21 protein-coding genes are annotated in these 22,120 nt (G+C 71.7%); 12 read left to right on the forward strand and 9 right to left on the reverse strand.

The features are described from left to right. Positions 1-72: 72 nt before the first annotated feature. The gene (locus ACQEV1_RS46355) at positions 73-858 is read right to left on the reverse strand and encodes an SDR family NAD(P)-dependent oxidoreductase (RefSeq protein WP_433403781.1); all 786 of its coding nucleotides are present in this window, start codon (positions 856-858) and stop codon (positions 73-75) included. Further along, on the reverse strand, positions 855-1,715 hold the full coding sequence (locus tag ACQEV1_RS46360; protein WP_433403784.1) for a sugar phosphate isomerase/epimerase family protein: 861 nt from the start codon (positions 1,713-1,715) through the stop codon (positions 855-857). Before ACQEV1_RS46360 ends, ACQEV1_RS46355 begins: the two co-directional genes overlap by 4 nt. 146 nt (positions 1,716-1,861) lie before the next feature. Between ACQEV1_RS46360 and ACQEV1_RS46365 the strand changes: the two genes are divergently transcribed. Further along, a complete protein-coding gene (locus ACQEV1_RS46365) occupies positions 1,862-2,728 on the forward strand; it encodes a LysR family transcriptional regulator (RefSeq protein ID WP_285626255.1) in 867 nt (288 codons plus the stop codon). A gap of 13 nt (positions 2,729-2,741) precedes the next feature. Here ACQEV1_RS46365 and ACQEV1_RS46370 read toward each other — a convergent pair whose 3' ends face one another. The 4 genes from ACQEV1_RS46370 to ACQEV1_RS46385 all read right to left on the reverse strand — a co-directional run bounded on the left by ACQEV1_RS46370 (position 2,742) and on the right by ACQEV1_RS46385 (position 8,013). Next, positions 2,742-3,731 (reverse strand): TerC/Alx family metal homeostasis membrane protein, encoded by a 990-nt coding sequence (locus tag ACQEV1_RS46370; protein WP_433403787.1) that lies wholly within the window; start codon positions 3,729-3,731, stop codon positions 2,742-2,744. A 349-nt stretch (positions 3,732-4,080) separates the two neighbouring features. Beyond that, positions 4,081-5,838: a serine hydrolase gene (locus ACQEV1_RS46375; RefSeq protein WP_433403790.1), complete on the reverse strand. Its 1,758-nt coding sequence runs from the start codon at positions 5,836-5,838 to the stop codon at positions 4,081-4,083. Positions 5,839-5,848: 10 nt separating this feature from the next. Then, positions 5,849-7,108 carry an exo-beta-N-acetylmuramidase NamZ family protein gene (locus ACQEV1_RS46380; RefSeq protein ID WP_285626248.1) on the reverse strand — a complete coding sequence of 420 codons (1,260 nt, stop codon included), beginning with the start codon at positions 7,106-7,108 and terminating at the stop codon, positions 5,849-5,851. 11 nt (positions 7,109-7,119) lie between these two features. Continuing rightward, the gene (locus ACQEV1_RS46385; protein WP_433403794.1) at positions 7,120-8,013 is read right to left on the reverse strand and encodes an endonuclease/exonuclease/phosphatase family protein; all 894 of its coding nucleotides are present in this window, start codon (positions 8,011-8,013) and stop codon (positions 7,120-7,122) included. Between the two features lie 194 nt (positions 8,014-8,207). On the opposite strand from ACQEV1_RS46385, the gene ACQEV1_RS46390 reads away from it, so the two are divergent. The 3 genes from ACQEV1_RS46390 (at position 8,208) to ACQEV1_RS46400 (ending at position 10,074) form a co-directional block, all read left to right on the forward strand. Then, positions 8,208-8,777, forward strand: a complete 570-nt coding sequence (locus ACQEV1_RS46390) for a hypothetical protein (RefSeq protein ID WP_285626244.1) — start codon at positions 8,208-8,210, stop codon at positions 8,775-8,777. A gap of 80 nt (positions 8,778-8,857) precedes the next feature. Beyond that, complete coding sequence (locus tag ACQEV1_RS46395; RefSeq protein WP_433403797.1) at positions 8,858-9,541, forward strand: YcnI family copper-binding membrane protein; 684 nt, start codon at positions 8,858-8,860, stop codon at positions 9,539-9,541. Then, positions 9,538-10,074, forward strand: a complete 537-nt coding sequence (locus ACQEV1_RS46400; RefSeq protein ID WP_433403800.1) for a copper resistance protein CopC — start codon at positions 9,538-9,540, stop codon at positions 10,072-10,074. Before ACQEV1_RS46395 ends, ACQEV1_RS46400 begins: the two co-directional genes overlap by 4 nt. A 922-nt stretch (positions 10,075-10,996) precedes the next feature. On the opposite strand, the gene ACQEV1_RS46405 is transcribed toward ACQEV1_RS46400, so the two are convergent. Continuing rightward, on the reverse strand, positions 10,997-11,413 hold the full coding sequence (locus ACQEV1_RS46405; protein ID WP_433403803.1) for a hypothetical protein: 417 nt from the start codon (positions 11,411-11,413) through the stop codon (positions 10,997-10,999). A 257-nt stretch (positions 11,414-11,670) separates the two neighbouring features. Here ACQEV1_RS46405 and ACQEV1_RS46410 point away from each other — a divergent pair, with 257 nt between their 5' ends. Further along, positions 11,671-13,344 carry a substrate-binding domain-containing protein gene (locus ACQEV1_RS46410; RefSeq protein ID WP_433403805.1) on the forward strand — a complete coding sequence of 558 codons (1,674 nt, stop codon included), beginning with the start codon at positions 11,671-11,673 and terminating at the stop codon, positions 13,342-13,344. 101 nt (positions 13,345-13,445) lie between these two features. Beyond that, positions 13,446-14,132: a histidine phosphatase family protein gene (locus ACQEV1_RS46415; protein ID WP_433403808.1), complete on the forward strand. Its 687-nt coding sequence runs from the start codon at positions 13,446-13,448 to the stop codon at positions 14,130-14,132. A 12-nt stretch (positions 14,133-14,144) separates the two neighbouring features. Here the strand turns inward: ACQEV1_RS46415 and ACQEV1_RS46420 are convergent, their stop codons facing one another. After that, complete coding sequence (locus ACQEV1_RS46420) at positions 14,145-14,522, reverse strand: phage holin family protein (RefSeq protein WP_433403811.1); 378 nt, start codon at positions 14,520-14,522, stop codon at positions 14,145-14,147. 30 nt (positions 14,523-14,552) lie between these two features. Here ACQEV1_RS46420 and ACQEV1_RS46425 point away from each other — a divergent pair, with 30 nt between their 5' ends. Next, positions 14,553-15,146: a GNAT family N-acetyltransferase gene (locus tag ACQEV1_RS46425; RefSeq protein ID WP_433403813.1), complete on the forward strand. Its 594-nt coding sequence runs from the start codon at positions 14,553-14,555 to the stop codon at positions 15,144-15,146. A 9-nt stretch (positions 15,147-15,155) separates the two neighbouring features. Here ACQEV1_RS46425 and ACQEV1_RS46430 read toward each other — a convergent pair whose 3' ends face one another. After that, complete coding sequence (locus ACQEV1_RS46430) at positions 15,156-16,466, reverse strand: sensor histidine kinase (protein ID WP_433403816.1); 1,311 nt, start codon at positions 16,464-16,466, stop codon at positions 15,156-15,158. Positions 16,467-17,159: 693 nt separating this feature from the next. Here ACQEV1_RS46430 and ACQEV1_RS46435 point away from each other — a divergent pair. From ACQEV1_RS46435 to ACQEV1_RS46455, 5 genes are all read left to right on the forward strand, one after another. Further along, positions 17,160-17,309 (forward strand): hypothetical protein, encoded by a 150-nt coding sequence (locus ACQEV1_RS46435; protein WP_285582895.1) that lies wholly within the window; start codon positions 17,160-17,162, stop codon positions 17,307-17,309. 181 nt (positions 17,310-17,490) lie between these two features. Then, positions 17,491-18,621 carry a CaiB/BaiF CoA transferase family protein gene (locus ACQEV1_RS46440; protein WP_285626224.1) on the forward strand — a complete coding sequence of 377 codons (1,131 nt, stop codon included), beginning with the start codon at positions 17,491-17,493 and terminating at the stop codon, positions 18,619-18,621. Positions 18,622-18,702: 81 nt separating this feature from the next. Continuing rightward, positions 18,703-19,374 (forward strand): response regulator, encoded by a 672-nt coding sequence (locus ACQEV1_RS46445; RefSeq protein WP_285626221.1) that lies wholly within the window; start codon positions 18,703-18,705, stop codon positions 19,372-19,374. 121 nt (positions 19,375-19,495) lie between these two features. Beyond that, complete coding sequence (locus ACQEV1_RS46450) at positions 19,496-20,875, forward strand: polysaccharide biosynthesis protein (RefSeq protein WP_433403819.1); 1,380 nt, start codon at positions 19,496-19,498, stop codon at positions 20,873-20,875. A gap of 123 nt (positions 20,876-20,998) precedes the next feature. Further along, positions 20,999-22,084: a glycosyltransferase family 4 protein gene (locus ACQEV1_RS46455; RefSeq protein WP_433403822.1), complete on the forward strand. Its 1,086-nt coding sequence runs from the start codon at positions 20,999-21,001 to the stop codon at positions 22,082-22,084. Positions 22,085-22,120 lie beyond the last annotated feature (36 nt).

The raw sequence follows: 22,120 nt of genomic DNA on the forward strand, positions 1-22,120 counted from the left end.
TGTGCGCGGCTCCGTGTGTGTCGGGATGTGGGTTCGGGGGTGCCGGGGGACCGCCGCGTCGGCGACGGTGGTTCAGGGGGCGGGGGCCAGCTGGGCCCCACCGCAGACGTGCAGCACCTCGCCGGTGATGAAGCCGGCCCCGTCCGAGGTGAGGAACACGACGGCCTCGGCCACGTCCTCCGGTGTGGCCAGCCGTCTCATCGGGGTCATCCGCCGGTGCCGCTCGGTGAGCTCGCGCAGCCGGGCCTCGTCGCGTCCGGCGCTGGTGAGTGCCGTGACGATCATGCTGGGCGCCACCGCGTTGACCGTCACGCCGAGCGGGCCGAGCTCCACCGCGAGCGTACGGGTGAGACCGACGACGCCGGCCTTGGACGTGACATAGGACGTGGGGCCGCCGCCCAGCCACGTCCGGGAGGCGATGTTCACCACGCGGCCCGATCCCGTACGGCGCCACAGCGGCAGTGCGGCGCGGCAGAGCAGCATCGGTCCTCGCAGGTTGACGGCCATCACCTCGTCCCAGATCCGGGGATCCTGGTCGGCGAGGGTGTCCCGCCGGTTGACGCCCGCGTTGTTCACGAGCCGGTCCAGGCGGCCGTGCGTACGGACGATCCGGTCGACCGACGCCCGGACGTCGTCCTCGTCGGCGACGTCCGCGCGCCAGCCCACGACCGAACCTCCCGTACGTGCCGCGACCTCGTCCGCCGCCGCGCGGGCCGCGGCTTCGTCCCGGTCCAGGAGCACGACGGCGTTCCCCTCTTCGGCCAGGCGCGTGGCCATCGCGGTACCGAGCGTCCCGCCACCGCCGGTGATCACGGCCACCGGGCCCGGTGCGGCGCCGCCGGAAGCATGCCCGCTCATACCGCGGCCCGCGCGGCCGGGGCGGAGCCGGTGCAGGCCACGTGCCGGGACAGGAACGACGCGTTGAACCGCAGGGCATCCGCCGGCGGCCGGTCGGTGGACAGGTCCTCGACCGAGATCCAGCCCTGGTATCCGGCGGCGGCCAGCACGTCCAGGACCCGGGGAACGTCCAGGACCCCATCGTCCAGAGGCGTCCACTCCGGCCGCCACACACCCCCGCCGGGCGGGCGGGTGAAGGCGGCGTTCTTCAGATGCACGTGGGCGAGGTACGGGCCCAGGATCTGCAGGGCCATCGACGGGTCCTCGCTGCCCTCGAGGACGACGTTCCCCGCGTCGTAGATCACCCCCACGTGCTCGGCCGGCAGCTCGCCGACGACCCGCACGGCCAGGGACGCGCTGGGGCAGACGGTGCCCTGGTGCATCTCCAGCAGTGCCTTGATCTCGTACCGGCGGGCGAGCTCCGCCGCCGCGGTGAAGTACTCCGTCGCCGTCGCGACCAACCGGTGAAAGCCCGCGTCGCCCATCCGCGGCGCGCGGAGCCGGACACCGGCCGCGCCGGCGATGACGGCCAGTCGCATCATCTCCTCCAGCCCGGCCAGGTCACCGGGCTCCAGGTACGGGTTGAGGCCGATGATCCGCAGCCCGGCCTCGGCACAGCGCTCGCGTACGGCGCGGACGGCGGCGTCGGTGGGAGGCACGGTGCACCGGTTGTTCGTCAGGAAGTGCGCCGGGCCGGGGCCGCCCACTTCCGGGGACACGCGCCATTCGATTCCGGCATAGCCCGCCTGAGCCGCCAGGGGGATCGCCTGGTCCGGCGTCAGGTCGGGAAGGCCGACGGAACACACCCCGAGTCTCATCCACTCACCCTCAATTCGGTACCGGCCATGGCATCTGCACGCCGAGTCGCTTCATTAGAGACCTTGACCAGGACCGTCGTCCAAGTCCTGTCCAGCAGACCCGCTATGCTCACGCCGCATAACTCGGACACCCGGAGGCCGGACAGATGGAACTACGGCATCTGCGCTATTTCGTGGTCGTCGCCGAGGAGGGCTCAATGAACCGGGCCGCCCAGCGCCTCCTGACGTCCCAGCCCTCACTCAGCCGTCAGATCATCGACCTGGAGCGGCAGCTCGACGTCCGGCTGCTGGAGCGGACGTCCCGGGGCGTCCGGCTCACCCCGGCCGGAGAGACACTGCTGCCGCACGCCCACCAGCTGCTCGCGATGGCCGACGCGACCCGGGAGACCGTGGCCGGGACGACGGCCCTCCGCCAGTCCGTCACCATCGGGGTTCCGCCGGGAACCGACGGCCCATGGCTGATCGAGGTCGTCGACACGATCCGCGAGCGGGTGCCGCGGGCGGCTCCGGACTTCGTCGAGGCCAACAGCTCCGAGCAGCTCCGCATGCTCAGGCAGGGGCGCCTCGACATCTGCATCGTCCACCAGGCTCCGCCGGACGGCCACACCGTACGGAAACTGCACGAGGAACCGCTGGGAATCGCCGTCCGGCCGGGGCACCCGCTCTCCGCCAAGGCCACCTATCGGCTCGGTGACCTGGACGGACTCCGCACCCTCCTGCACTCTCAGGACCAGGTGCCGACCCAGCAGCACGGCCTCATCGCGGCCGCGCAGGCGGCTGGCGTGCGGCCTCACTGGCACTTCGCCCGGTTCACCGAACACGCGTACGCGCACGCCTACGCGACCGAGGCCGACGCCGTCCTGGTCGGCGCGCACACCGCCGCGGCCCAGCTGCCCGCCTGGCGCTGGGGTGCCCTCACCGACCTCTCCCTGATGATGACCACCTGGCTGGCCACCGAACCCAACACCCGCGCGGTCGTACGAGAGGTCGCGGAAAGGATCATCGGCCGCTGACCCGCGTACCCGCTCAGCGGCTGTCGGCGACCGCGGACGCGGCGCGCCGGCGGCTCGCGTGCAGGCTCGTCAGAGTGACCGTCAGCAGGGTCACGACGATGACGGCGAGAGAGACCGGCGTGGGGATCTCCGGCAGCCACTTCCACGTGCCGTGCGCCCAGTGCAGGATCAGCTTCACGCCGATGAAGGCGAGGATGACCGCCAGGCCGTACCCGAGGTGGACCAGCTTGCTCAGCGTGCTCTGCAGCACGAAGAACAGGGCGCGGAGGCCGAAGAGCGAGAAGGCGTTGGCGGTGAGGACGAGGTACGGGTCCTGGGTGACGCCGTACACCGCGGGGATCGAGTCGACCGCGAAGACCAGGTCGGTGCCGAACACCGCGACGACGACGACCGCGAGCGGTGTAAGGGCCCGTCGGCCCTCGTGGCGCGCGGTGAGGTGCGGGCCCCGGTAGTCGTCGGTCACCGGCATCAGGCGGCGTACGAGACGGACCGACCGCAGGGACGACACGTCGACCTCGTGCCCCGCCCCCGTGACCGTGTCCTTCATGATCTTGATGGCGGTGAACAGGAGGATCGCGCCGAAGATCACGAAGGTCCAGGAGACCGCCTGGACCGCCGCGGCGCCGATCGCGATGAAGACGCCGCGCAGCACGAGGGCGCCGGCGATGCCGTACAGCAGCACCCGCTGGGTGAGCGCGGCCGGCACCGCGAAGGCGGCGATGAGCAGCATGAACACGAAGAGGTTGTCGACTGACAGGGATTTTTCGACCAGCCAGCCGGTGAAGTAGTCGACCGCGGTCTCCGAACCCCACCGCTGCCAGGCGAAGAAACCGAAGACGATCGGCAGGGCGAGATAGAAGGCCGTCCACGCGAGCGCCTCACGAAAGGCGACCGCGTGCGGGCGGCGGGTCAGTACGAAGTCCACCGCGAAGAAGAACAGCACCCCCGCGAGGGTGACGCCCCAGACCAGAGGTGAAGCGACGGAAGATACGGCAGTGGACATGCGGGCTCCTCGAACGGCTCATCGTCCGAGGTCTCCTTCACCCGCGAGGCGGGCCGCCGCCCGGGGCCACCGCAGGGGTGTCCGTGCTGACCGGGCCGACGCTGAGAAGTACTCCCCTCATTTGGAACGATAGCCGCTGACCGCGGGTTCCCGCTGGCAGAAGGGCGATCAGGCCCCGGCCGAGTCCCTGAGCCGTGCCGGTGCCGCTCAGGCCCGGCGGCAGTCGACCGCGACGGCTTGGCCCTGTACGGCGCTCCACGCCCTGATCCCGCCGCACGGGTCGCGTGCGGCGGGATCAGGGGCCGGGAGAGGCCGGGGCCCGCGGGTGCCGCGAGCCGGGCCGGGAAGGTCAGTCGGAGCTCACGACCCAGCCGTTCGTGACGAAGCGTGCCGCGTCCGACGGGCGTTCGCCGTTGAGGACCACGTGGTCGTGGGCGTCGTAGGCGCGGACGCCGTCGACGTACACGCCTCGGCCCTCGTACAGCGGGTCGGTCGTGTAGCGCCAGCGCACCTGCGTGGTGCCCGGCGGCAGGGTCGCCGTGGCCTTCGCCCAGCGGCGGTCCTCGAAGCCGGAGAACGTGCCGTCCGACGTCCAGGAGCTGCGGCCCGCCTTCAGCGAGAACGGCGCCGGCGTCCAGTTGGCGCCGTCGGACGAGGTCTCCAGCACGCCGAGGTCGGTCTCCTCCGTGTCGTACCACAGGTCGAAGGAGAGCTTCGTCGCGCCGGTCACCGGGGCGGTGAGCGTCGCGGTGGTCTTGTCCCTGGTCTGGGAGAACCACGCCGTGCGGCCCTCGGCCGGCCGTACCGGGATGGCGCGGGCCAGGTCCTGGGCGACCGCGACGCGCGCCGGGTTGATGCTGCCCCAGTTGCGGCTCGGGTGCACCCGGTTGGTCAGCAGGATGCTGAACGACCGGGACAGCGGGTCGATGACGATGTCGGTCCCGGTGTAGCCGGTGTGGCCGGCGGTCACCGGGGAGGACAGGCCGCCCATGTACCAGCGCTGGTCCAGCTCGAATCCGATGCCGTGCGAGTCGGAGGGGAACTTCTGGTTGAAGTTCGTGAAGATCTGCCGCACCGACGAGTCACCGAGCACCCGCGCGTGCCCGTACCGGCCGCCGTCCAGGATCATCTGGGCGATGACCGCGAGGTCGTGGGCGGTGGAGAAGACCCCGGCGTGTCCGGCGACGCCGCCGAGGGCGTAGGAGTTCTCGTCGTGGACCTGGCCCCACACGAGGCCGCGGTCGAGCGCGGCGACCGGCTTGTGCTCGTACTCCGTCGCGGCGATCCGCTGCTTCTTGGAGGCGGGCGGGTTGTAGCCGGTGTCCTTCAGCCCGAGCGGTCCGGTGATCCCGTCGTGTACGAGGACGTCGAGGGTCTTGCCGGTCACCTTCTCAAGGATGAACTGCATCGTGATGAGGTTCAGGTCGGAGTAGACGTACGCCGTGCCGGGAGGGTTCTGCAGTTGCTCGTCGTACAGCGCCTGCTCCTGCGCGGCGCGGCCGGTGTAGTTGTAGAAGGGCAGGTCCGGACGCAGGCCGCTCGTATGCGTGAGGAGCATGCGGAGGGTGATCGGGTCCTTGCCGTTCTTGGCGAAACCGGGCAGGTACGTTGCGACCGTGCTGTCCAGATCGATCTTGCCGCGCTCAACCTCCTGCAGTGCCACGATCGTGGTGAACAGCTTCGACATCGACGCCAGGTCGAAGATCGTGTCGTTGCGCATCGGGATCCACTGGTCCCGCGGCAGTTCGGTCGGCTTGTCGTCGGAGTAGCGCAGCGCGTAACCGGACGCGCTGTGCTGCACGATCGTGCCGTCGTGCGCGGCGAGCACGACCGCGCCCGGGTACAGCGGGTGCGCCGCGCCCGGCAGGGCGGTCTCGTACGCGGCGGCGTCACGGGCGATCGCCGCGACCTGGTCGGGCAGCAGCCCGGCGGAGGCGGCCGAGCCGTAGTGCAGGGTACGGCCGGAAGTGAACTTCAGGTCCGAGGCGGTGACGGTCGGCGGGCCGCTCGGGGGCGCGGCGGCGGGGGCGGCCTGGGCGACCGCCGGCGCGCACAGGCACGCGGCGGCCGTCAGGACCATGAGGGAGCGACGTGGGGGGCGACGCATCGGTTCCTCCTCAGCGGTACAGCAGATAACGGGCCCGCTGGGCGCGGAACCGTGCCAGCTCCCCCTGCCAGGAGGCGACGATCTGATCCGTGGTGGAGCCGCCGTCGACCCCCTTACGGACGAGGTCGGAGCCGGTGAGCTTGTCGATCCAGTACGGCGGGGCGCTCTCGCGCCAGGCGAAGTCCTTGGGGTAGAGCTTCTTCGCGGTCACGATCATGGCGATCGCCGTACGGATCGGGTCGAACCGGCGGCGGTCGGTCACCGTGACCTGGACGCCCGCGCAGTTCTGGTTCGCCCACTTGTTGAACGTGGGCACGAAGTACATCTCGCGGAACCGCACGCCGGGCAGGGCGAGCGCGTTCAGGGCGTCGGCGTAGTGCCAGTCGAGGAACGGCGCGCCGATGATCTCGAACGGCCGGGTCGTGCCGCGGCCCTCGGAGATCGTCAGGGCCTCGAACAGGCCGAGACCGGGGTAGACGATGGCCGTGTCGAGGGTCGGCATGTTGGGCGAGGGCATGACCCAGGGCAGGCCGGTCTCGTCGAAGAACACGCCACGCCGCCAGCCGCGCATCTTGACGACCTGCGGCTTGACCTTCCCGCCGAGGAACTCCTTGTCGAACAGCAGGGCCAGCTCGCCGACGGTCATGCCGTGCTGTTCGGAGATCGCCTGCTTGCCGACGCCGGAGGTGTACTCCGGGTGCATGACCGGGCCGGTCGCCTCGGTGCCGCCGAGCGGGTTCGGCCGGTCGAGGACGACGAAGCGCTTGCCGGCGAGGACGGCCGCCTGCATGCAGTCGTACATCGTCCAGATGTAGGTGTAGAAGCGCGCACCCGCGTCCTGGATGTCGAAGACGACCGTGTCGATGCCGGCCTTGGTGAAGTCGTCCGCGATCGCCTGCACGCTCTTGGCGTACGCGTCGTACACGGGGATACCGGTCCGCGGGTCCTTGTAGGAGCCCTCGGAGCCGCCGGCCTGCGCGGAGCCGCGGAAGCCGTGCTCGGGGCCGAACACCGCCACGAGGTCGACGGCGCCGGAGCCGTGCATGACATCGACCTCGTGGGTCAGGTCGCGTACGACCGCGGTCGGGTTGGCCACCATGCCGACCTTCTGGCCCTTGAGCTGCTGGTAGCCGCTCGCGTGCAGCACGTCGAAGCCGGTCTGCACGCCGCCGGCCTTCTTCGCCTCGGCGGGCGCGGCGGCCAGGGAGGCGAACGGTGCCGCGGCTCCGGTGACGGCGATGCCGCGCAGTACTCCTCGTCGAGTCGTCATGTGATCCCCCTTCAGAAGGCCGTCAGGTCGGTCACGACGGGCCGGTGGTCGGAGGCGAGCGTGTCCGGCACGTGGGCGCCGACGGTACGGATGCCGTACCCCACCGAGTAGGTCACGTAGTCGATCCGCTTGGTCGGCGTGTCGGCGGGCCAGGTCGGCGTGGTGCGCTGTCCCGCGACCGTCATGGCGTCGGTCAGCCGCGTCCACAGTGGCGCCAGCTCCGGGTCGTCCGGCTGGGCGTTGAAGTCGCCGAGGAGCAGCTTGGGGCCGTGCCGGCGGTCCATGATCGCGTCCATGTCGGCCACCTGCGCCTCCCGTACGCCCGGATCGGCGCGGTAGTCCAGGTGGGTGACGTACACCCAGAGCGGCACGCCGTGGGCGTTGACCAGCACCTCGGGGAAGCCCGGGCCGGGCGCGGGCACCGGGTCGGGCACCTGCGTGGACAGCCGGGTGATCTCGTGGTTCTTCGCGTACATGATCGGGAAGCGTGACAGCAGCGCGACGCCGAACTTCCGGTCGGGCGCGCCGTCGCGGTCCGGCGGGAGGTCGTAGATGGGCGCGAAGAAGACGTGCATGCGCAGCCGCCGGGCCAGCCACGCGGCTTCGTCGGTGTAGTCGCTGCGGGTCCCCCAGTCGACGTCGACCTCTTCCAGACCGACGACGTCGGGGTGCTCGGACTCGATGGCTTCGGCCTGTCGTTCCAGGTCGAACACATGATCGGAGCCGGCGCCGGCCTGGATGTTGTAGTTCATCACCCGCAACCGTACGCCTCGACCGTGGTCACTCTGCGTGGCGGCATGGGCGGATGGGCCGGTGGCGAGCGCGCCGAGTAGCAGTGCCACGAGGGCCGGTACGGCGGCGCGGTGGCGTACGAGGCGCGGGGAGGGCGAGGCGGGCCGGAACATGGATCTCCCGGTGGTTCTGGAAAAAACCAACGTCATCACGTGGTCGTATGGAAGTTAAGTACTAACGATCACGGCGTCAATAGCCTGCGACGTCAAGGTTGGCCGACATCGGCGCGCGGGCCGGGCCGCACGACCGCCCGTATCCGGCGATGCGGCCGCGAGCACAGAGGCCGTACACCGATAATTGAGGCGTCATGCCGACCCGTCCGACGTACCGTGCCGCGCGCGCGGTGGTGTTCGCCACCGTGTGCGTCGCGCTGGCCGTCACCGGACACATGATGGCCTCGCACGCGACCGTCTCCCCGGTGGCGGCGATCGGCGGCCTCGCGGTCATGACCGCGGTCGGCACGGTCCTCGGCGGCGCCGAACGCTCCCTCGGGACGATCTTCGGTGGACTGCTGGGCGGGCAGTTCGTCCTGCACGCCCTGTTCTCGGCCGCCGAGCACGGGCAGCACCTGGCCCACGGCCACACCATGGCACCGTCGACGGCCGGCTGGACCATGACCTTCGCGCACGTCGCGGCGGCGGCCGTGTCCGCCTGGTGGCTCCGGCGCGGCGAACGCGCGGTGTGGAGGCTGGCCCGGCGCGTCGCCGCCGCTCTCGTACGCCCGGCGCGCGCCCTGCTGTCGGCGGAGCCGCCGGTGTGCGTGGCGCCGCGCCTTCAGACCGCCGCTCCCGGCGCCGCGCCGCGCGGCGCCCTCCTGCGTCACGTCGTCATTCGACGGGGACCTCCCGCCGCTCTCACGGCGGCGCTCGACGGCTGAGCGCCGCACCGCTCCCGGGTCCTTACCGATCCGGCACTTCGGCGTTCCACCATCAAATGGAGAGAAGTCCCCTTATGCGCATGTCACAGCGCGTGGCGACCGTGGCCGCCCTGGCCGGGCTCACGATCACCCTGGCGGCCGGAGCCGCCTCGGCGCACGTCACCGCCAACCCGAGCACGGCCGAGCCCGGCTCGTACAGCAAGGTGTCGTTCCGCGTCCCGAACGAGCAGCCGGACGCCGACACCACGAAACTGGAGGTCGACCTGCCCGCCGACCACCCGATCGCGTCCGTGTCGGTCCGCCCGGTCCCCGGCTGGAAGATCAAGGTCGAGAAGGCCAAGCTCGCCACGCCGCTCAAGACCGACGGCGGTGAGCTGACCGAGGCCGTCTCGAAGATCACCTGGAGCGGCGGGAAGATCGCGCCCGGCGAGTTCCAGGAGTTCGACGTCTCGATGGGCCCGCTGCCGACCGGCGTCGACCGGCTGATGTTCAAGGCGGCCCAGACCTACTCCAACGGCGACGTGGTGAACTGGAACCAGGACCCCGGCAACGGCGGCCAGGAACCCGAGCACCCCGCCCCGACCATCCACCTCGTCGCCACCGCGTCCGACGCCAAGGACGCGACGGCACGGGTGAACGCGGCGAAAGCCCCGGCGTCCTCGGACGACGGCACCGCCCGGCTGCTCGGCGGCCTGGGCCTCGCCGTCGGGATCGTGGGCCTGGCGGTCGGCGCGTACGGCCTGACCCGGAAGCGCGCGTCATGAGGTTCGCGGCGGCGGCGGCCGCGGCGGCGCTGCTGGGCGTACTGGCCACGGCCGCGCCGGCCGAGGCCCACACGACCCTGACGTCCTCCGACCCGGCCAAGGGCGCCTCGGTGACGGCCCCGGCCCAGATCCGCCTGACCTACGCCGACCCGGTGCGCTTCCCCGGCGTCGTCCTGCTGGACGCCAAGGGCGGCCACCACGAGGCGGGCAAGGCGAGCGCGGTCGACAACCACGTGACCCAACAGGTCGGCGGTGCACTGGCGCCGGGCGTCTACACGGTCGGCTGGCGCGTGGTCGCCGAGGACGGCCACCCCGTGACCGGCGAGTACAAGTTCACGGTGACGGGCGGCGGCTCTCCGTCCGCGGCCCCGGCGGGCCCCACGTCGTCCGCACCGGCCTCCCCCGCCGCCGAACCGGTACGACACACCTCCAGCGCGGGCTGGTGGTGGATCGGGCTGGTCGTCGTCATCCTCGCCGCCATCGCCGGCGTGGTGGCACTGCTCCGCCGCCGCACCCCGAACGGCCGAGCCTGACACCGCGTGGTCCCCGCTCCCAGCGAGCGGGGACCACCCCGAACGGCCGGGCGGCTCTCCGTCCGCCGCCCCAGCGGGCGCCGCACCGACCGCACCGACCGCACCGGCCGCCAAGGGCTTGATGTCAGTGGTCGTAGGCGGTCGGACGTGTCGGACCGGGCGAGAGGCGGGTGTTCCTCTCAAGGGGTTCTCCTGACAGGAGAATTTTCTTCTCTCAGAAGAGGCCCGCCATCGGCTACCCCCTCCTCCGGCGCGTGATGCACAGGCGGTGACGCGCCACCAGGCCGCGATCTGCGCCGTGATGTCAGGCTCCGCCGCCGCACCACGAACGGCCGAGCCTGACATCACATGGTCCCCGGCCCCGGCGGGCGAGGACCACGCCGGACGGGCGGGCGGCCTTCTGTCCGTGCCTCCAACGGGCTCCGCGTCGACCGCACCGACCTCCCTCGCCGCCGAACCCCTATGACACCTCCAGCGCCGCCTGGTGATCGGGCTGGTCGTCCTTGCCGCCATCGGTGAGGTGGCGGCGCCGGGCGGGCGTTCGGCGCGGGCCGTGGGCCTGCGCGCATGCCTGCCACCGCGCACATCAGGAGCAGTGGCGTCAGGGCGCGGCTCCAGGTGCCGGTGGCCGTACGCAGGGTCGGTGGCGGGTGGACAGGGCAGTCAGGTGATCCGGGCCAGCACTCCGGTGGGCGTACAGCACGTCGCGAAGCGCCTGCGCGGCGGCGGATCGGCGCGAGGGTCTGTCTCCTAGTCCCCGCCATTTGCGGCCGCGGTGATGCACCGCGAGAAGGCACGGGACGGCACCTGATCCCGAGCGCGTCGGCGAACTCACCCGGGCCGCCGACGCGCCGCACTGCCGACCGCAATGACGACAGACGCCTAATCCACCTTTCCGGCGAGCCGAAAATCGCTTCAGCGGTCAGCCCTTCAGCGCGTTGAAGGCGACGCGCTGACCCGCTTTGCCGGGTGGGCGCAGTCGGCCGTTCACATAGACCCGCGCGGCGCCCGCGTCGCTCAGGACGACGCTCAGGCGCTGTTCGTCGAAGCGCAGCGACTGGCCGCGCACCAAGCTCCGGTTGACCAGGATGTCGCCGCCCGGCACCCGGACGAACACCTCGCATTTCGGTCCCGTCACCGTGAGCGCGAGGGTCAGCGTGACCGGGGTCGGTGAGGGCGACGGCCGGCCGTGCCGGGACAGCGGCCGGCCGCGGGTCTCGTCCCAGATCCGGTAGCCGGCGAAGGCCGCCAGGCATACGAGAGCCGCGATCGCGAGAAGCGCGAGGAGGAACCGGCCACGAAGCGCACGTCTTCGCCCGGAAGAGACATGACGTCCCACAACCGCGAAGCTTAGTCAGTGACCTATGCGACGTCAGGTATTCCCATTGGTCAAGAGCCGACCGGCGGAAAGTCCTCCCGGTATCAGCTGTTAACAGAATGGCGTAAGGAAAGTTCTGTGACTGGTGTGACGACGGTCATCTCACTCCCCGGACACACTCCACCGGAATGTCAGGAAAGGGGCATTGGTCGGCGCTTAACCGGATAATCTCCGGGGCAAATGACGGGATGCCGTCGATGATCGGGGACGGGTGTTGGATGTCATACCGTCGCGGTGGCGCCGCCTGCGCCAGAGCACTGTTCCTCCTGCTGACCATCGTCCCTGGCTCCGCCGCCTGCGGCCTCGGCTCCCACGCCGACGGGTGCCGCGCCGAGGCGATCACCGTGGCGGCGGCGCCCACGATCGCCCCGGCCGTCGAGCAGACCGCCCGCCGCTTCAACGCCCGGACGACCTGCGTCCGCGTCACCGTGCGCAGCGAGGAGCCGGCGGACGTGGCCGGCGTCCTGTCCGGGCAGGGTTCCTCTCCCGGCGCCGTACGGCCCGACGCGTGGATTCCGGACTCCTCGCTCTGGCTGCCGGTCGCCCGGCGCACCCGCCTCGGCGCCGGCGCCGTACGGGCCGCGGGCACCTCGATCGCGTCCTCGCCTCTGGTGCTGGCCGCCGCCGAGGGGCGTTCGCCGAACGACGTGAGCTGGCGGCTGCTGCTGTCCTCCCGGCTGCCCGGCACCGGCGCGGCGCGGCCGGCGGTCCGCGTACGGTTCCTCGACCCCACGACGCAGGCGAGCGGCCTCGGCGCGCTGATGCTCGCCCACCAGGCGTCCGGATCGGGCAAGTCCGGGCTCGGCACGTTCGCGATCACCCTGTACTCCGACCTCGGCTCCGCCCTGCCCGACGACAAGGCCGCGTACGAGGCGATGTTCCGTGGCGGGGACCCGCCGACCGCCGTGGTGCTGTCGGAACAGTCGGTCTGGCAGCACAACCACGCGGACCCGAAACGGCCGGTCAGCGCCCGTTATCCGAGTGACGGCGCGCTCACGCTGGACTTCCCGTACGTCTCGGCGACCACCGACCGCGAGCGGTCGCGGACCGTGGAGGACTTCGGCGCCGCGCTGTCGCAGTCGCCGACGCGCGAGGCCCTGCAGCCGCTCGGCCTGCGGACCCCGGACGGCGTCGCCGGGGCCGGGTTCGGCGCCCGGTACGGCGTCACGGCCGAGGCGCCGGCGCCGACGCGTCCCCAGGACCCGGCGACGGTCGGCCGGATCCTGCAGATGTGGCAGCGGACCGTGCTCGGCGCGCGCATGCTGATCCTGCTCGACGTCTCCCCCTCGATGGCCGATCCCGTGCCGCGCGGCAAGGAGACCCGCATGCGGGCGACGACCAGCGCCGCCATCGGCGGCACCCGCATCCTCAGCGGCAACTCCCAGGTCGCCCTCTGGGAGTTCTCCACGCGGCTGGACGGTGACCGCGACTACCGGCAGCTCGTGCCGTACCGGCAGCTGACCCAGCGGGTGGGCGCCGGCACTCAGCGCGACGCCGTGATCGCCGCGTTCAACGCCGCCCAGCCCGCGCCCGGCACCCGCACCGCGCTGTACGACTCGGTGCTGGCCGCGTACAAGGAGGCGGTGCGGACCTACCAGCCGGACCGCAACAACGTGCTGGTCGTGCTCACCGACGGCATGAACTACGACCCCGGGCACACGATCCTCCTGCAGGAGCTGCTGAAGGAGCTGGAGCGCATCGCGGACCCGCTCAAGCCGGTGGCGATCGTGCCCATCGCCTTCGGGCCCGACATCGACCCCGGCCCGCTCCAGCAGATCGCCGGGCGGACCGGCGGCCAGGCGTTCGTCACCCTGGACCCCGGCGGGATCCAGCAGGTGTTCCTGGAGATGCTGATCCGCCTCACGTGCGGCCAGGAATGCCCCATGTCCTGATCAGACGGGTAAGGTCGAGTTTCTGTGAGCGAGCGTGGCGAGCGAACCAATGAACACGCGCACCTGGTCACTCTTCCGACGAAGGAGGACTCCTGAACGAAGTGGAGTGGCTGGCGATGGCCCGGCACGGGGAGAGCGTCGGCAACGTCGCCTGGCGCGAGGCCGAGACGCAGCGGCTCGAGGAGATCGACATCGGTCTGCGCGACCCCGACGTGCCGCTGTCGGAGACCGGCCGGCGGCAGGCCGAGGCGCTGGGCCGGCGGCTGGCCGCGATGCCGCCGGACGAGCGGCCCACGGTGGTGTACTCCTCGCCGTACGTCCGCGCCGCGGAGACCGCGCGCATCGCGATGGCGGAGCTCGGCGACCTGCCGATCCGGTACGACGAGCGGCTGCGCGACCGGGAGAACGGGGCGCTGTACGCGCTGACGTGGCGGGGCATCACCGCCCGGTTCCCCGAGGAGGCGGCGCGCAAGCGGCTCACCGGCAAGTTCTACTACCGGCCGCCCGGCGGCGAGTCCTGGGCGGACGTCGCCCTCCGGCTCCGCAGCGTGCTGGCGGAGATCCAGAGTGAGCACCCCGACGGCCGGGTGCTCGTCGTCGCCCACGACGCGGTCGTGGTCCTCACGCGCTACATCGTGGAGCGGCTCAGCGAGAAGGAGTTGCTCGAGATCGAGCGCACGCTCGTCCCGAACGCCTCCCTCACGCTGTGGGCCCGCAAGGACGGCGAGCTGCGGCTGGTCACCTCCAACAGCACCGAGCACCTCGACGCCGCGGATCTGCCCGCCTGAGATCGCCGGGGCTCACTCCTTGTCGTCGTGGACGAACAGGTTGAGGAGCCAGCTCACGACGCCGACGACGATCGCGCCCCAGAACGCCGGCCAGAACCCGCTCACGTGGAAGGGCAGGTTCATCTTGCCCGCCGACCAGCTGGCCAGCCACAGCAGCAGGCCGTTCACCACGAGCGCGAAGAGGCCCAGCGTCAGGATGTAGAAGACGCAGCCGAGCGTCTTGACGATCGGTTTCAGGAAGGCGTTGATCAGACCGAAGACGACGGCCACGGCGATGAGAGTGCCGACCTTCTTCGGTGTGGAGGCCGTTGTCAGGTCGATGCCGCTGACGATGAGTGTCGCCACCCAGAGTGCGATTGCGGTCGTAACCACTCGAATCAGGATCTTCACATACCGATCGTTGCACGAAACACTTCGCGGATGAACGCGGTCCGTGACGTCCTGGCCTCAGACGCCGACGCCCTCGCGGCGGTGCTGGGACGCGCCTTCGCCGACGATCCGGTCTGGACGTGGATGTTTCCCCGCCATCCGGAGCGGATGGCCGCCATGTTCGCCCTGCTGCTCCGCCACGCACACCTGCCGAACGGGCTGAACGAGCTGGCCGAGGAGAACGGGCGGGTCCGGGCGGGCGCGCTGTGGGACCCGCCGGGCCGCTGGCAGATCTCCCTCGCCGCCCAGCTCCGGCAGTTCCCCGCCATGCTCCGCGTCCTGGGCACCCGGACGTACACGGTGCTGCGCGGGCTCGGCGAGATCGAGCGGGCCCATCCGATCGAGCCGCACTACTACCTCGCGGTGCTCGGCACCGATCCGGCGGCCCAGGGCCACGGGTTCGGCTCGGCCCTGCTGATGTCGCGGCTGTCCCGCTGCGACGACGGGCGCTTCCCCGCGTACCTGGAGTCGTCCAAGGAGTCGAACATCGCCTACTACGAGCGCTTCGACTTCCGGGTCACCGGGGAGATCCGCGTGTCCGGGGGCGGGCCGCGCGTCTGGCCGATGTGGCGGAACCCGCAGTAGCTCAGGCGTTCAGGCTTCGGGCTCCTCCAGGAGTGGGAGCGTGAGGACGAACCGGGTGCCGAGGTCGTCGTCGGCCAGTTCCAGGGAACCGCCGTACGCGTCGGCGATGTCACGTGAGATGGCCAGCCCGAGCCCCGTACCGCCCGAGTCCCGCTTCCGCGAGGCGGGCAGCCGGATGAACCGTTCGAAGATCCGCTCGCGGTCCTCGGGCGCGATCGCCTCACCGTCGTTGAAGACCTCCACGACCGCGACGTCGCGGTCGCGCCGTACGGTCACGATCACCTCGGAGTCGGCGTGCCGGGCGGCGTTGTCGAGCAGGTTGGTGAGCACCCGGCCGACGTCGACGTCGTTCACCCGGGCGATCACGCCGGGTTCGGCGGCGACCTTCGCCGAGACGCGGCGGGGCCGGCGGGCCACCTCGCGCTCGGCGAGCTCGCCAAGGTCGACGCGCTCGGTACGGCCGGGCAGGCCCGCCTCTCTACGGGCGAGCACGAGAAGCTCGGTGACGATGTTCTGCAGGCGTTCGGTGTTCTTCAGCGTACGGGTCAGCGCCGACCGCAGGTCGGTGCCCTCCGGGTCGATCAGAGCTGCCTCGAGCTCGGCACGCAGGCCGGCGATGGGGCTACGCAGGTCGTGCGAGACGTCGGAGACCAGTCGCCGCTGCTGCTCGACCGCCGCCTCCAGCCGGTCCAGCGTGGCGTTGACGGCCTCGACCAGCGAGAAGAACTCATCGCGCCGGGGCGGCACCGACACTCGCCGGTGCAGGTCGGCCGCGTTGATCTCGTCGAGTTCGGCGCGGATCAGCTCGACGGGCCGCAGCCTCCGCGCGGCGAGCCACCATCGCCAGACCCCGGTCACCCCGATGCTGAACGGGATGCCGAGGGCGAGGAAGACGGCGAGCCCCGGCCGGGGGAACAGGCCCAGCTCCGGCGCCAGGACGTACACGGTGAGTGGGCCGTCCGGGCCGGCCACCCGCATCGAGACGGCGCGGAAGCAGCGGTTTCCCGGGCAGACGCGTTCGAAGAGACGGGCGTCGCCGGTGGGCGCCTTCGCCCGCAGCGCGGACAGGCCGACCAGCGAGCGGCTGGCCGCCACGACCTGCCTGCGGTCGTTCTGCACCTGGATCAGGCCGGGGTTGCCGAGGACGATGGGGTTCTCCAGGTGACCGGCACGGACGAGGGTGGCGACCTGGCGCGCGGTGAACGTCAGCTGGTTGTCGAGCTGGATGCCCGCCTGGATGCGGATGAAGGCGAGCAGCCCCCCGTACCCGAGCATGGCGAGGAAGCCCGTCACCACCATCGCGATGACGGTGACGCGCACTCTGATGAGTTGCTCGTTCGAAGGCCGCACGGTTTTCGGCCGTGAGCGGCGCCCCCCGACGGCCACGCACGGCAACGATGAGTTACCCGGCGGGCGCTTAATTCATGCATTTGCGCAGGCCAGAGGTGCTGTACGGCCCTCCGTCCGCCGGGTCGCGACGGTCGGACGCCCGGTCGGCGGGCGTCTGGCGGTCTCACCGTTGACCGGGGCACGGGCTGTCCGAAAGCGGCCGGGGCCCGGCTGCCGCCGGCGACGAGAAGATGGGCGATATATACATCTGTTCCCGTTTCACGGCGGCGATACGGTTCGCGAACCGGGAGTGATCACCGGACACGCTCCGCGACGGAACCGTCGGCATATCTCACACTTCCGCGCCATCTTGTTCGCGCCACACCGGCCGCCGCGAAGGAACGCATGACATCGCCACTACACCGCCGTGACCAGTACATTTGATGTCATTAGCGAAACCTCAGACGGGGTCTCGACTCTTGGTCGCCCCCTCGCACCAATGTGTGTCAAAGTTGACACGCGACAGAAGGCAGCGAAGCGGTGATACTCGACTATGAGACACGGACGATCGCGATGACGGTCCGCCCACCGGGCGGCTCGCATCACTACAACTGAAACCGGAAGGATGCCGTCCGCGCCACACGTTGGCGGCAAATCGGCGTTCATAGGGAGGCGGGAGCGCCAATGAAGAAGTACCTTACCTGGGCACTCGGGGCCTTTGTTGTGTTCTACCTGCTGACTTCTCCGTCCGGCGCGGCTCGCGTGGTGCACAACGCACTCGGCAGCCTCTCCGACGCGGGCCACTCTTTGTCAAGGTTCGTGAACGCACTGTGATCTCCGGCGCGGCTCAGGCCGCGCCACCTCAACGCTTCAACGGCGGTTCTCCGCTGTCGTCCCACCGTGGTCTCCCGCCACGGAGCACCGGTTTCTCGTATCCCCCTTCCCCGAAGGCGGTGCTCGGCGCTCCAGAACGACGTTCTAGAGTGTTCCGCAGCGACCGACCTAAGAGGTGAGCATGGGACCGCTGAACGGTGTCCGCGTCATCGAGATCGCGAGTCTCGCACCCGCGCCCTTCGCGTGCATGGTGCTGTCCGACCTCGGTGCCGACGTCATCCGCGTCGACCGCCCGGCCGGTGTCGGCGGTGAGGCGCCGACGGATCCGCTCGGCCGCGGCCGCCGCTCCATCGGCCTCAACCTCAAGGACCCCGCCGGAGTCGACGTACTCCTGCGCCTGGTCGACGACGCGGACGTCATCGTCGAAGGCTTCCGCCCGGGCGTGACCGAGCGTCTCGGCTTCGGCCCGGACGTCTGCCTCGCCCGCAACCCCGGCCTCGTCTACGGCCGGATGACGGGCTGGGGCCAAGAGGGCCCGATGTCCGGAATGGCCGGACACGACATCAACTACATCGCCGTCGCGGGCGCGCTGGACCCGATCGGCCGCGCCGGCGAGCGGCCGCTGCCGCCCCTCAACCTCGTCGGCGACTTCGGCGGCGGCGGCATGCTGCTCGCCGTCGGCATCCTCGCCGCGCTGTACGAGCGGTCGCGCTCGGGCCGGGGACAGGTCGTCGACGCGGCCATGGTCGACGGGGCCGCCCTGCTGACGTCGTTCATTCACGGCATGCGGGGCCAGGGCCTGTGGTCGGACGCCCGCGGCACCAACCTGCTCGACAGCGGCGCGCCGTTCTACGACACGTACGAGACGGCCGACGGGCTGTACATGAGCGTGGGAGCCCTCGAACCGCAGTTCTACGCCGCGCTGCTGCACGGCCTGGGACTGGCGGACGAGGACCTGCCGGGCCAGCTGGAGACGGACCGCTGGCCGGAACTGCGCGCGCGGTTCACCGAGGTGTTCAAGACCCGTACCCGGGCGGAGTGGACGGAGATCTTCGACGGCACCGACGCGTGCGTCGCACCGGTGATGAACCTGGGCGAGGCCCCGGGCCATCCGCATGTGACGGCGCGCCAGGGGTTCGTGGAGGTCGGCGGCCTGACGCAGCCCGCCCCGGCCCCGCGCTTCAGCCGCACCGCCGCCGAGGAGCCGGCACCGCCCGTACGCGCGGGCGAACACACCGACGCGACGCTGACCGAACTCGGCCTGTCGCCGGAGGAGATCGCCGACCTGCGCGACCGGGGCGCCGTCGCCTGATCCGGCCGCCCGGTTCTCCGAGGGGCGGTCTCCAGCAAATGCGGGATCCGTGATCGGGTCGGGTGCGTCATCCTGGCCCGCATGAGGCCTATCCGCGTCCTCATCGTCGACGACCAGGCTCTGTTCGCCGAGGCGCTCGCCGCGCGGCTCGGAGCCGAGCGTGACCTTGAGGTGCTGCCCGTCGCCCATGACATCCGGCGTGCCACCGCGCTCATCGCGACCGAGGCGCCCCAGGTCGTCGTGCTCGACCTCGTGCTCGGCGAGGAGAGCGGGCTCGACGCGCTCGACCTGATCCGGCGGCGTCATCCCGACGTCCGGGTGGTCGTGCTCAGCGGCATCACCGACCTCGACCCGATGGTCACCGCGCTGCGGCGCGGGGCGGTGGGGTGGCTGCCCAAGACCGAGAGCGCCGACCTCGTCTCGCAGGTGATCCGGGGAGCGGCCGGGCGCGGCGGCTGGATCCCGCCGACGGTCCTCGGCGAGGTGCTGCGGCGGCTGTTCGCCGACGGCGCGCCGGACGCCGACGACCTCGCCGAGCTCACACCGCGCGAACGCGAGGTGCTCCGCTGCATGGTCGACGGGCTGAACCGGCCGGAGATCGCCGACCGGCTCGGGCTGTCGGCCAACACCGTCCGCACCCACACCCAGAACCTTCTCGGCAAGCTCGACGCGCACTCCGCGCTCGAAGCGATCACGGTGGCGATGCGTGCGGGCATGCGCCCGTCGAATCCCGGTGATGATCCCCCGATGTGAAACGGCGTCCACCATATGGCGTAGGTCCTCATCGTCCTGATGCGCGTTCAGGCGCCGGAGCGGCGGCCGTACTCTCGGCGCAGGCGAGAGGGGTGTTCGTGAGAATCGGACGGGGCTGAGCTTGCGCAGGCGACGGTGCCGTGGCGGTGACGGCGTCCGCACTGTGATCGTCGGTGCGGGCGGCGCGGGCCGTACGGTGGCCAGGGCGCTGCTGGAGAGGGACGGCGGCCTGACTCCGGTCGGGTTCCTCGACGACGGGCCGGTGGGCGACACGGTCGACGGCCTGCCGGTGCTCGGCGGCACCGCGGACATCGCCGGCGCCACCTGGCCGGTCCGCGCGCACCTCGTCATCGTGGCGATCCCCTCGCTGCCCCCCGTACGCGTCGCGCGGCTCATCGACGACGTCTGCGCGGCCGGCCTCGACGTGCGCTACCTCCCGCCCGGCGCGGGCCCGCGCGAGACGCCGCTCAGTCTGCTCGGGCGGCGGGAGCTGCTCGTGGCGAGCACGCGGGCGCGGCGGTTCGTCTCGGGGCGCCGCGTGCTGGTCACCGGCGCGTGCGGCACGATCGGCGCACGGCTGTGCCGGCGGCTCCGTACGCTCCACCCGGCCGCGCTCGTCCAGCTCGACCACGACGCGGACGGCCTGGCCAGGCTCGCCGCCGAGAGCGAGACCGGTCGCTCCGCGGTGGTGGACATCAGGGACGCGTCACGCGTCGACGCGCTGTTCGAGGACGTACGGCCCGAGCTGGTGCTGCACGCGGCGGGGTTCAACCACGACCCGCGCCCGCTCGAACGCCGCCCGTCCGCGGCGGTGCGCACGAACGTCCTCGGCACGCGCAACCTCGTCCGCGCCGCCCTGCGTCATGACGTCGAACGCTTCGTCCTCGTCTCCACCGACCAGGCCGCCGAGCCGGTCTCCGTACTCGGCGCGACCCGCCGGCTGTCGGAACTGGTGCTGCACGCGGAGGCGGGCGGCTCGACCTGTTTCGCGGCGGTACGCGCCGGCGGGGTGCTGGGCTCGAGCGACTCTCCGCTGAGCGCGGTCGCCGGCCGGCTCGCCGCGGGCCAGCCGGTCGCCGTGGCCCATCCCGACGCCACCCGGCACCTCATGTCCGCGCGCGAGGCCGCCGAACTCGTGCTGGAGGCGACGGTGATGGCCGAGGACGCCGAGACGTTCGCCCTCGACACGGGTCCGCCGTCGTCGGTGCTGGCGGTGGTGGGCGCGCTCGTCGACGGGCTGCGCGTGCCGGACGCGACGATCCGGTTCACCGGGCTGGGGCCCGGCGAGCGGCTGCGCGCCCGGTCGTTCGCCGACTCGGAGGAGCGGGCGCGGACCGCCCATCCGCTGATCTGCGCGACCCGCGCCACCCCGCCGGCCCAGGGCCGGAGCGAACCGCTGACCGCCCTGCTCGACGCGGCCGCGCGCGACGCCGACGACGAGGTACGGATGCTGATGCGGCGAATCCTGCCGGAGTACCGGCCGTACGAGGAACGCCCATGAGCGAGCGAAGCAAGCAGGCCGCGCGCCTGGTCTCTCTTCCGACCAAGGAGGGCCCATGAGCGAGCGGAGCGAGCGAATCAGACGACCCGCGCCCCTGGTCTCTCTTCCGACGGAGGAGGGCTCATGACTGAGCGCGGCGGGGGGACGGGCGCGCCGCTGCGTGTCGCCCTGGTGCTCGACCGGTTCGAGGGCGGGCCGGCGCGGGCGGCGGTGACGGCGGCTCTCGCGCTCGACCCGGACGCGTACACGCACACTGTGATCACCGGCGAGCGCGGGGGGCTCGAGGCGTGGGCCGAACGCTCGGGGGTGGAGGTCGTGCGCGCGCTAGGGCGGTACGCGCTGGCCGAGGTCATCGGGGCGGGCGCGTACGACGTCGTGCACACGCACGAGGGAACGGCCGGGCGGCTCGCGGCCGCGCGGGCCGGCGTCCCGCGCGTCGTGCACACCTGGTACTTCCCGCCCGCGCCGACGCTCGCGGAGCGGCGGGCCGCGCGGCACACCGGCATGTTCCTCGCGGTGGGGACGCGAACGGCGTCCCGCGCGCTCCGGCTGGGCCTGGCGACTCCGGAGCGGCTGCGCGCGATCTGGCCCGCCGTCGCCCTGCCGGACCGCGCCGGCACGCGTACGCGGGCGCGGCAACTGCTGGGGCTGCCGCTCGGCGCGCAGGTGGTCGGGGGCATCGGCCCGGCGCACGGAGCGCGGCGTCCGGACGTGTTCGCCCGCGCGATCGCGCGGCTGCCCGGAGGCGTCTACGGAGTGTGGGCCGACGGCGACGGCGGGCCGGCCGCGCGCCTGCCGGGGCGGGTCGGCCGCGGGTTCACCGAGCGGCTCGGCGGTGAACGCCTGATCTGGCTGGGCCGGCGCGACGACATCGCCGACCTGCTGCCCGGTTTCGACGTGCTCGCGATGACCGGCCGGCACGAGGGCGTGCCGTACGCCGCGGTGGAGGCGGCCGCGGCCGGCGTGCCCCTCGTGGGCACGGTGGCGCCGAGCGGGCCGGACATCATCCGGGCCGGCGAGACGGGCCTGCTCACCGCCCCCGGCAACCCGGCGCAACTCGCCGGCGCGATCGGCTACCTGCTGGACAACCCGGCCGAGGCACGCCGAATGAGCCGCGCGGCCCTGAAACGGGTGGCCGACCGGTGCGATCCGCGGTCACTTTCTGTGACGTTGGACCTGGTTTATCGCGGATCCTCCCCCGCCGTTTGAGGCAAGGAGACGCATCGGATCGACGCGTAGTTTACC

The organism is Actinoallomurus sp. CA-142502 (genome assembly GCF_050936355.1).
In the GTDB taxonomy this organism is placed as follows: Bacteria; Actinomycetota; Actinomycetes; order Streptosporangiales; family Streptosporangiaceae; genus Actinoallomurus; species Actinoallomurus iriomotensis.

What these genes read in the sequence shown, in the direction of transcription:
- ACQEV1_RS46375 (WP_433403790.1), bottom strand. Translation starts at nt 5,838, where the DNA reads ATGCGTCGCCCCCCACGTCGCTCCCTCATGGTCCTGACGGCCGCCGCG.
- ACQEV1_RS46410 (WP_433403805.1), top strand. Translation starts at nt 11,671, where the DNA reads ATGTCATACCGTCGCGGTGGCGCCGCCTGCGCCAGAGCACTGTTCCTC.
- ACQEV1_RS46390 (WP_285626244.1), top strand. Translation starts at nt 8,208, where the DNA reads ATGCCGACCCGTCCGACGTACCGTGCCGCGCGCGCGGTGGTGTTCGCC.
- ACQEV1_RS46400 (WP_433403800.1), top strand. Translation starts at nt 9,538, where the DNA reads ATGAGGTTCGCGGCGGCGGCGGCCGCGGCGGCGCTGCTGGGCGTACTG.
- ACQEV1_RS46440 (WP_285626224.1), top strand. Translation starts at nt 17,491, where the DNA reads ATGGGACCGCTGAACGGTGTCCGCGTCATCGAGATCGCGAGTCTCGCA.
- ACQEV1_RS46385 (WP_433403794.1), bottom strand. Translation starts at nt 8,013, where the DNA reads ATGTTCCGGCCCGCCTCGCCCTCCCCGCGCCTCGTACGCCACCGCGCC.
- ACQEV1_RS46425 (WP_433403813.1), top strand. Translation starts at nt 14,553, where the DNA reads ATGAACGCGGTCCGTGACGTCCTGGCCTCAGACGCCGACGCCCTCGCG.
- ACQEV1_RS46445 (WP_285626221.1), top strand. Translation starts at nt 18,703, where the DNA reads ATGAGGCCTATCCGCGTCCTCATCGTCGACGACCAGGCTCTGTTCGCC.
- ACQEV1_RS46395 (WP_433403797.1), top strand. Translation starts at nt 8,858, where the DNA reads ATGTCACAGCGCGTGGCGACCGTGGCCGCCCTGGCCGGGCTCACGATC.
- ACQEV1_RS46455 (WP_433403822.1), top strand. Translation starts at nt 20,999, where the DNA reads ATGACTGAGCGCGGCGGGGGGACGGGCGCGCCGCTGCGTGTCGCCCTG.
- ACQEV1_RS46365 (WP_285626255.1), top strand. Translation starts at nt 1,862, where the DNA reads ATGGAACTACGGCATCTGCGCTATTTCGTGGTCGTCGCCGAGGAGGGC.
- ACQEV1_RS46370 (WP_433403787.1), bottom strand. Translation starts at nt 3,731, where the DNA reads ATGTCCACTGCCGTATCTTCCGTCGCTTCACCTCTGGTCTGGGGCGTC.
- ACQEV1_RS46435 (WP_285582895.1), top strand. Translation starts at nt 17,160, where the DNA reads ATGAAGAAGTACCTTACCTGGGCACTCGGGGCCTTTGTTGTGTTCTAC.
- ACQEV1_RS46360 (WP_433403784.1), bottom strand. Translation starts at nt 1,715, where the DNA reads ATGAGACTCGGGGTGTGTTCCGTCGGCCTTCCCGACCTGACGCCGGAC.
- ACQEV1_RS46380 (WP_285626248.1), bottom strand. Translation starts at nt 7,108, where the DNA reads ATGACGACTCGACGAGGAGTACTGCGCGGCATCGCCGTCACCGGAGCC.
- ACQEV1_RS46355 (WP_433403781.1), bottom strand. Translation starts at nt 858, where the DNA reads ATGAGCGGGCATGCTTCCGGCGGCGCCGCACCGGGCCCGGTGGCCGTG.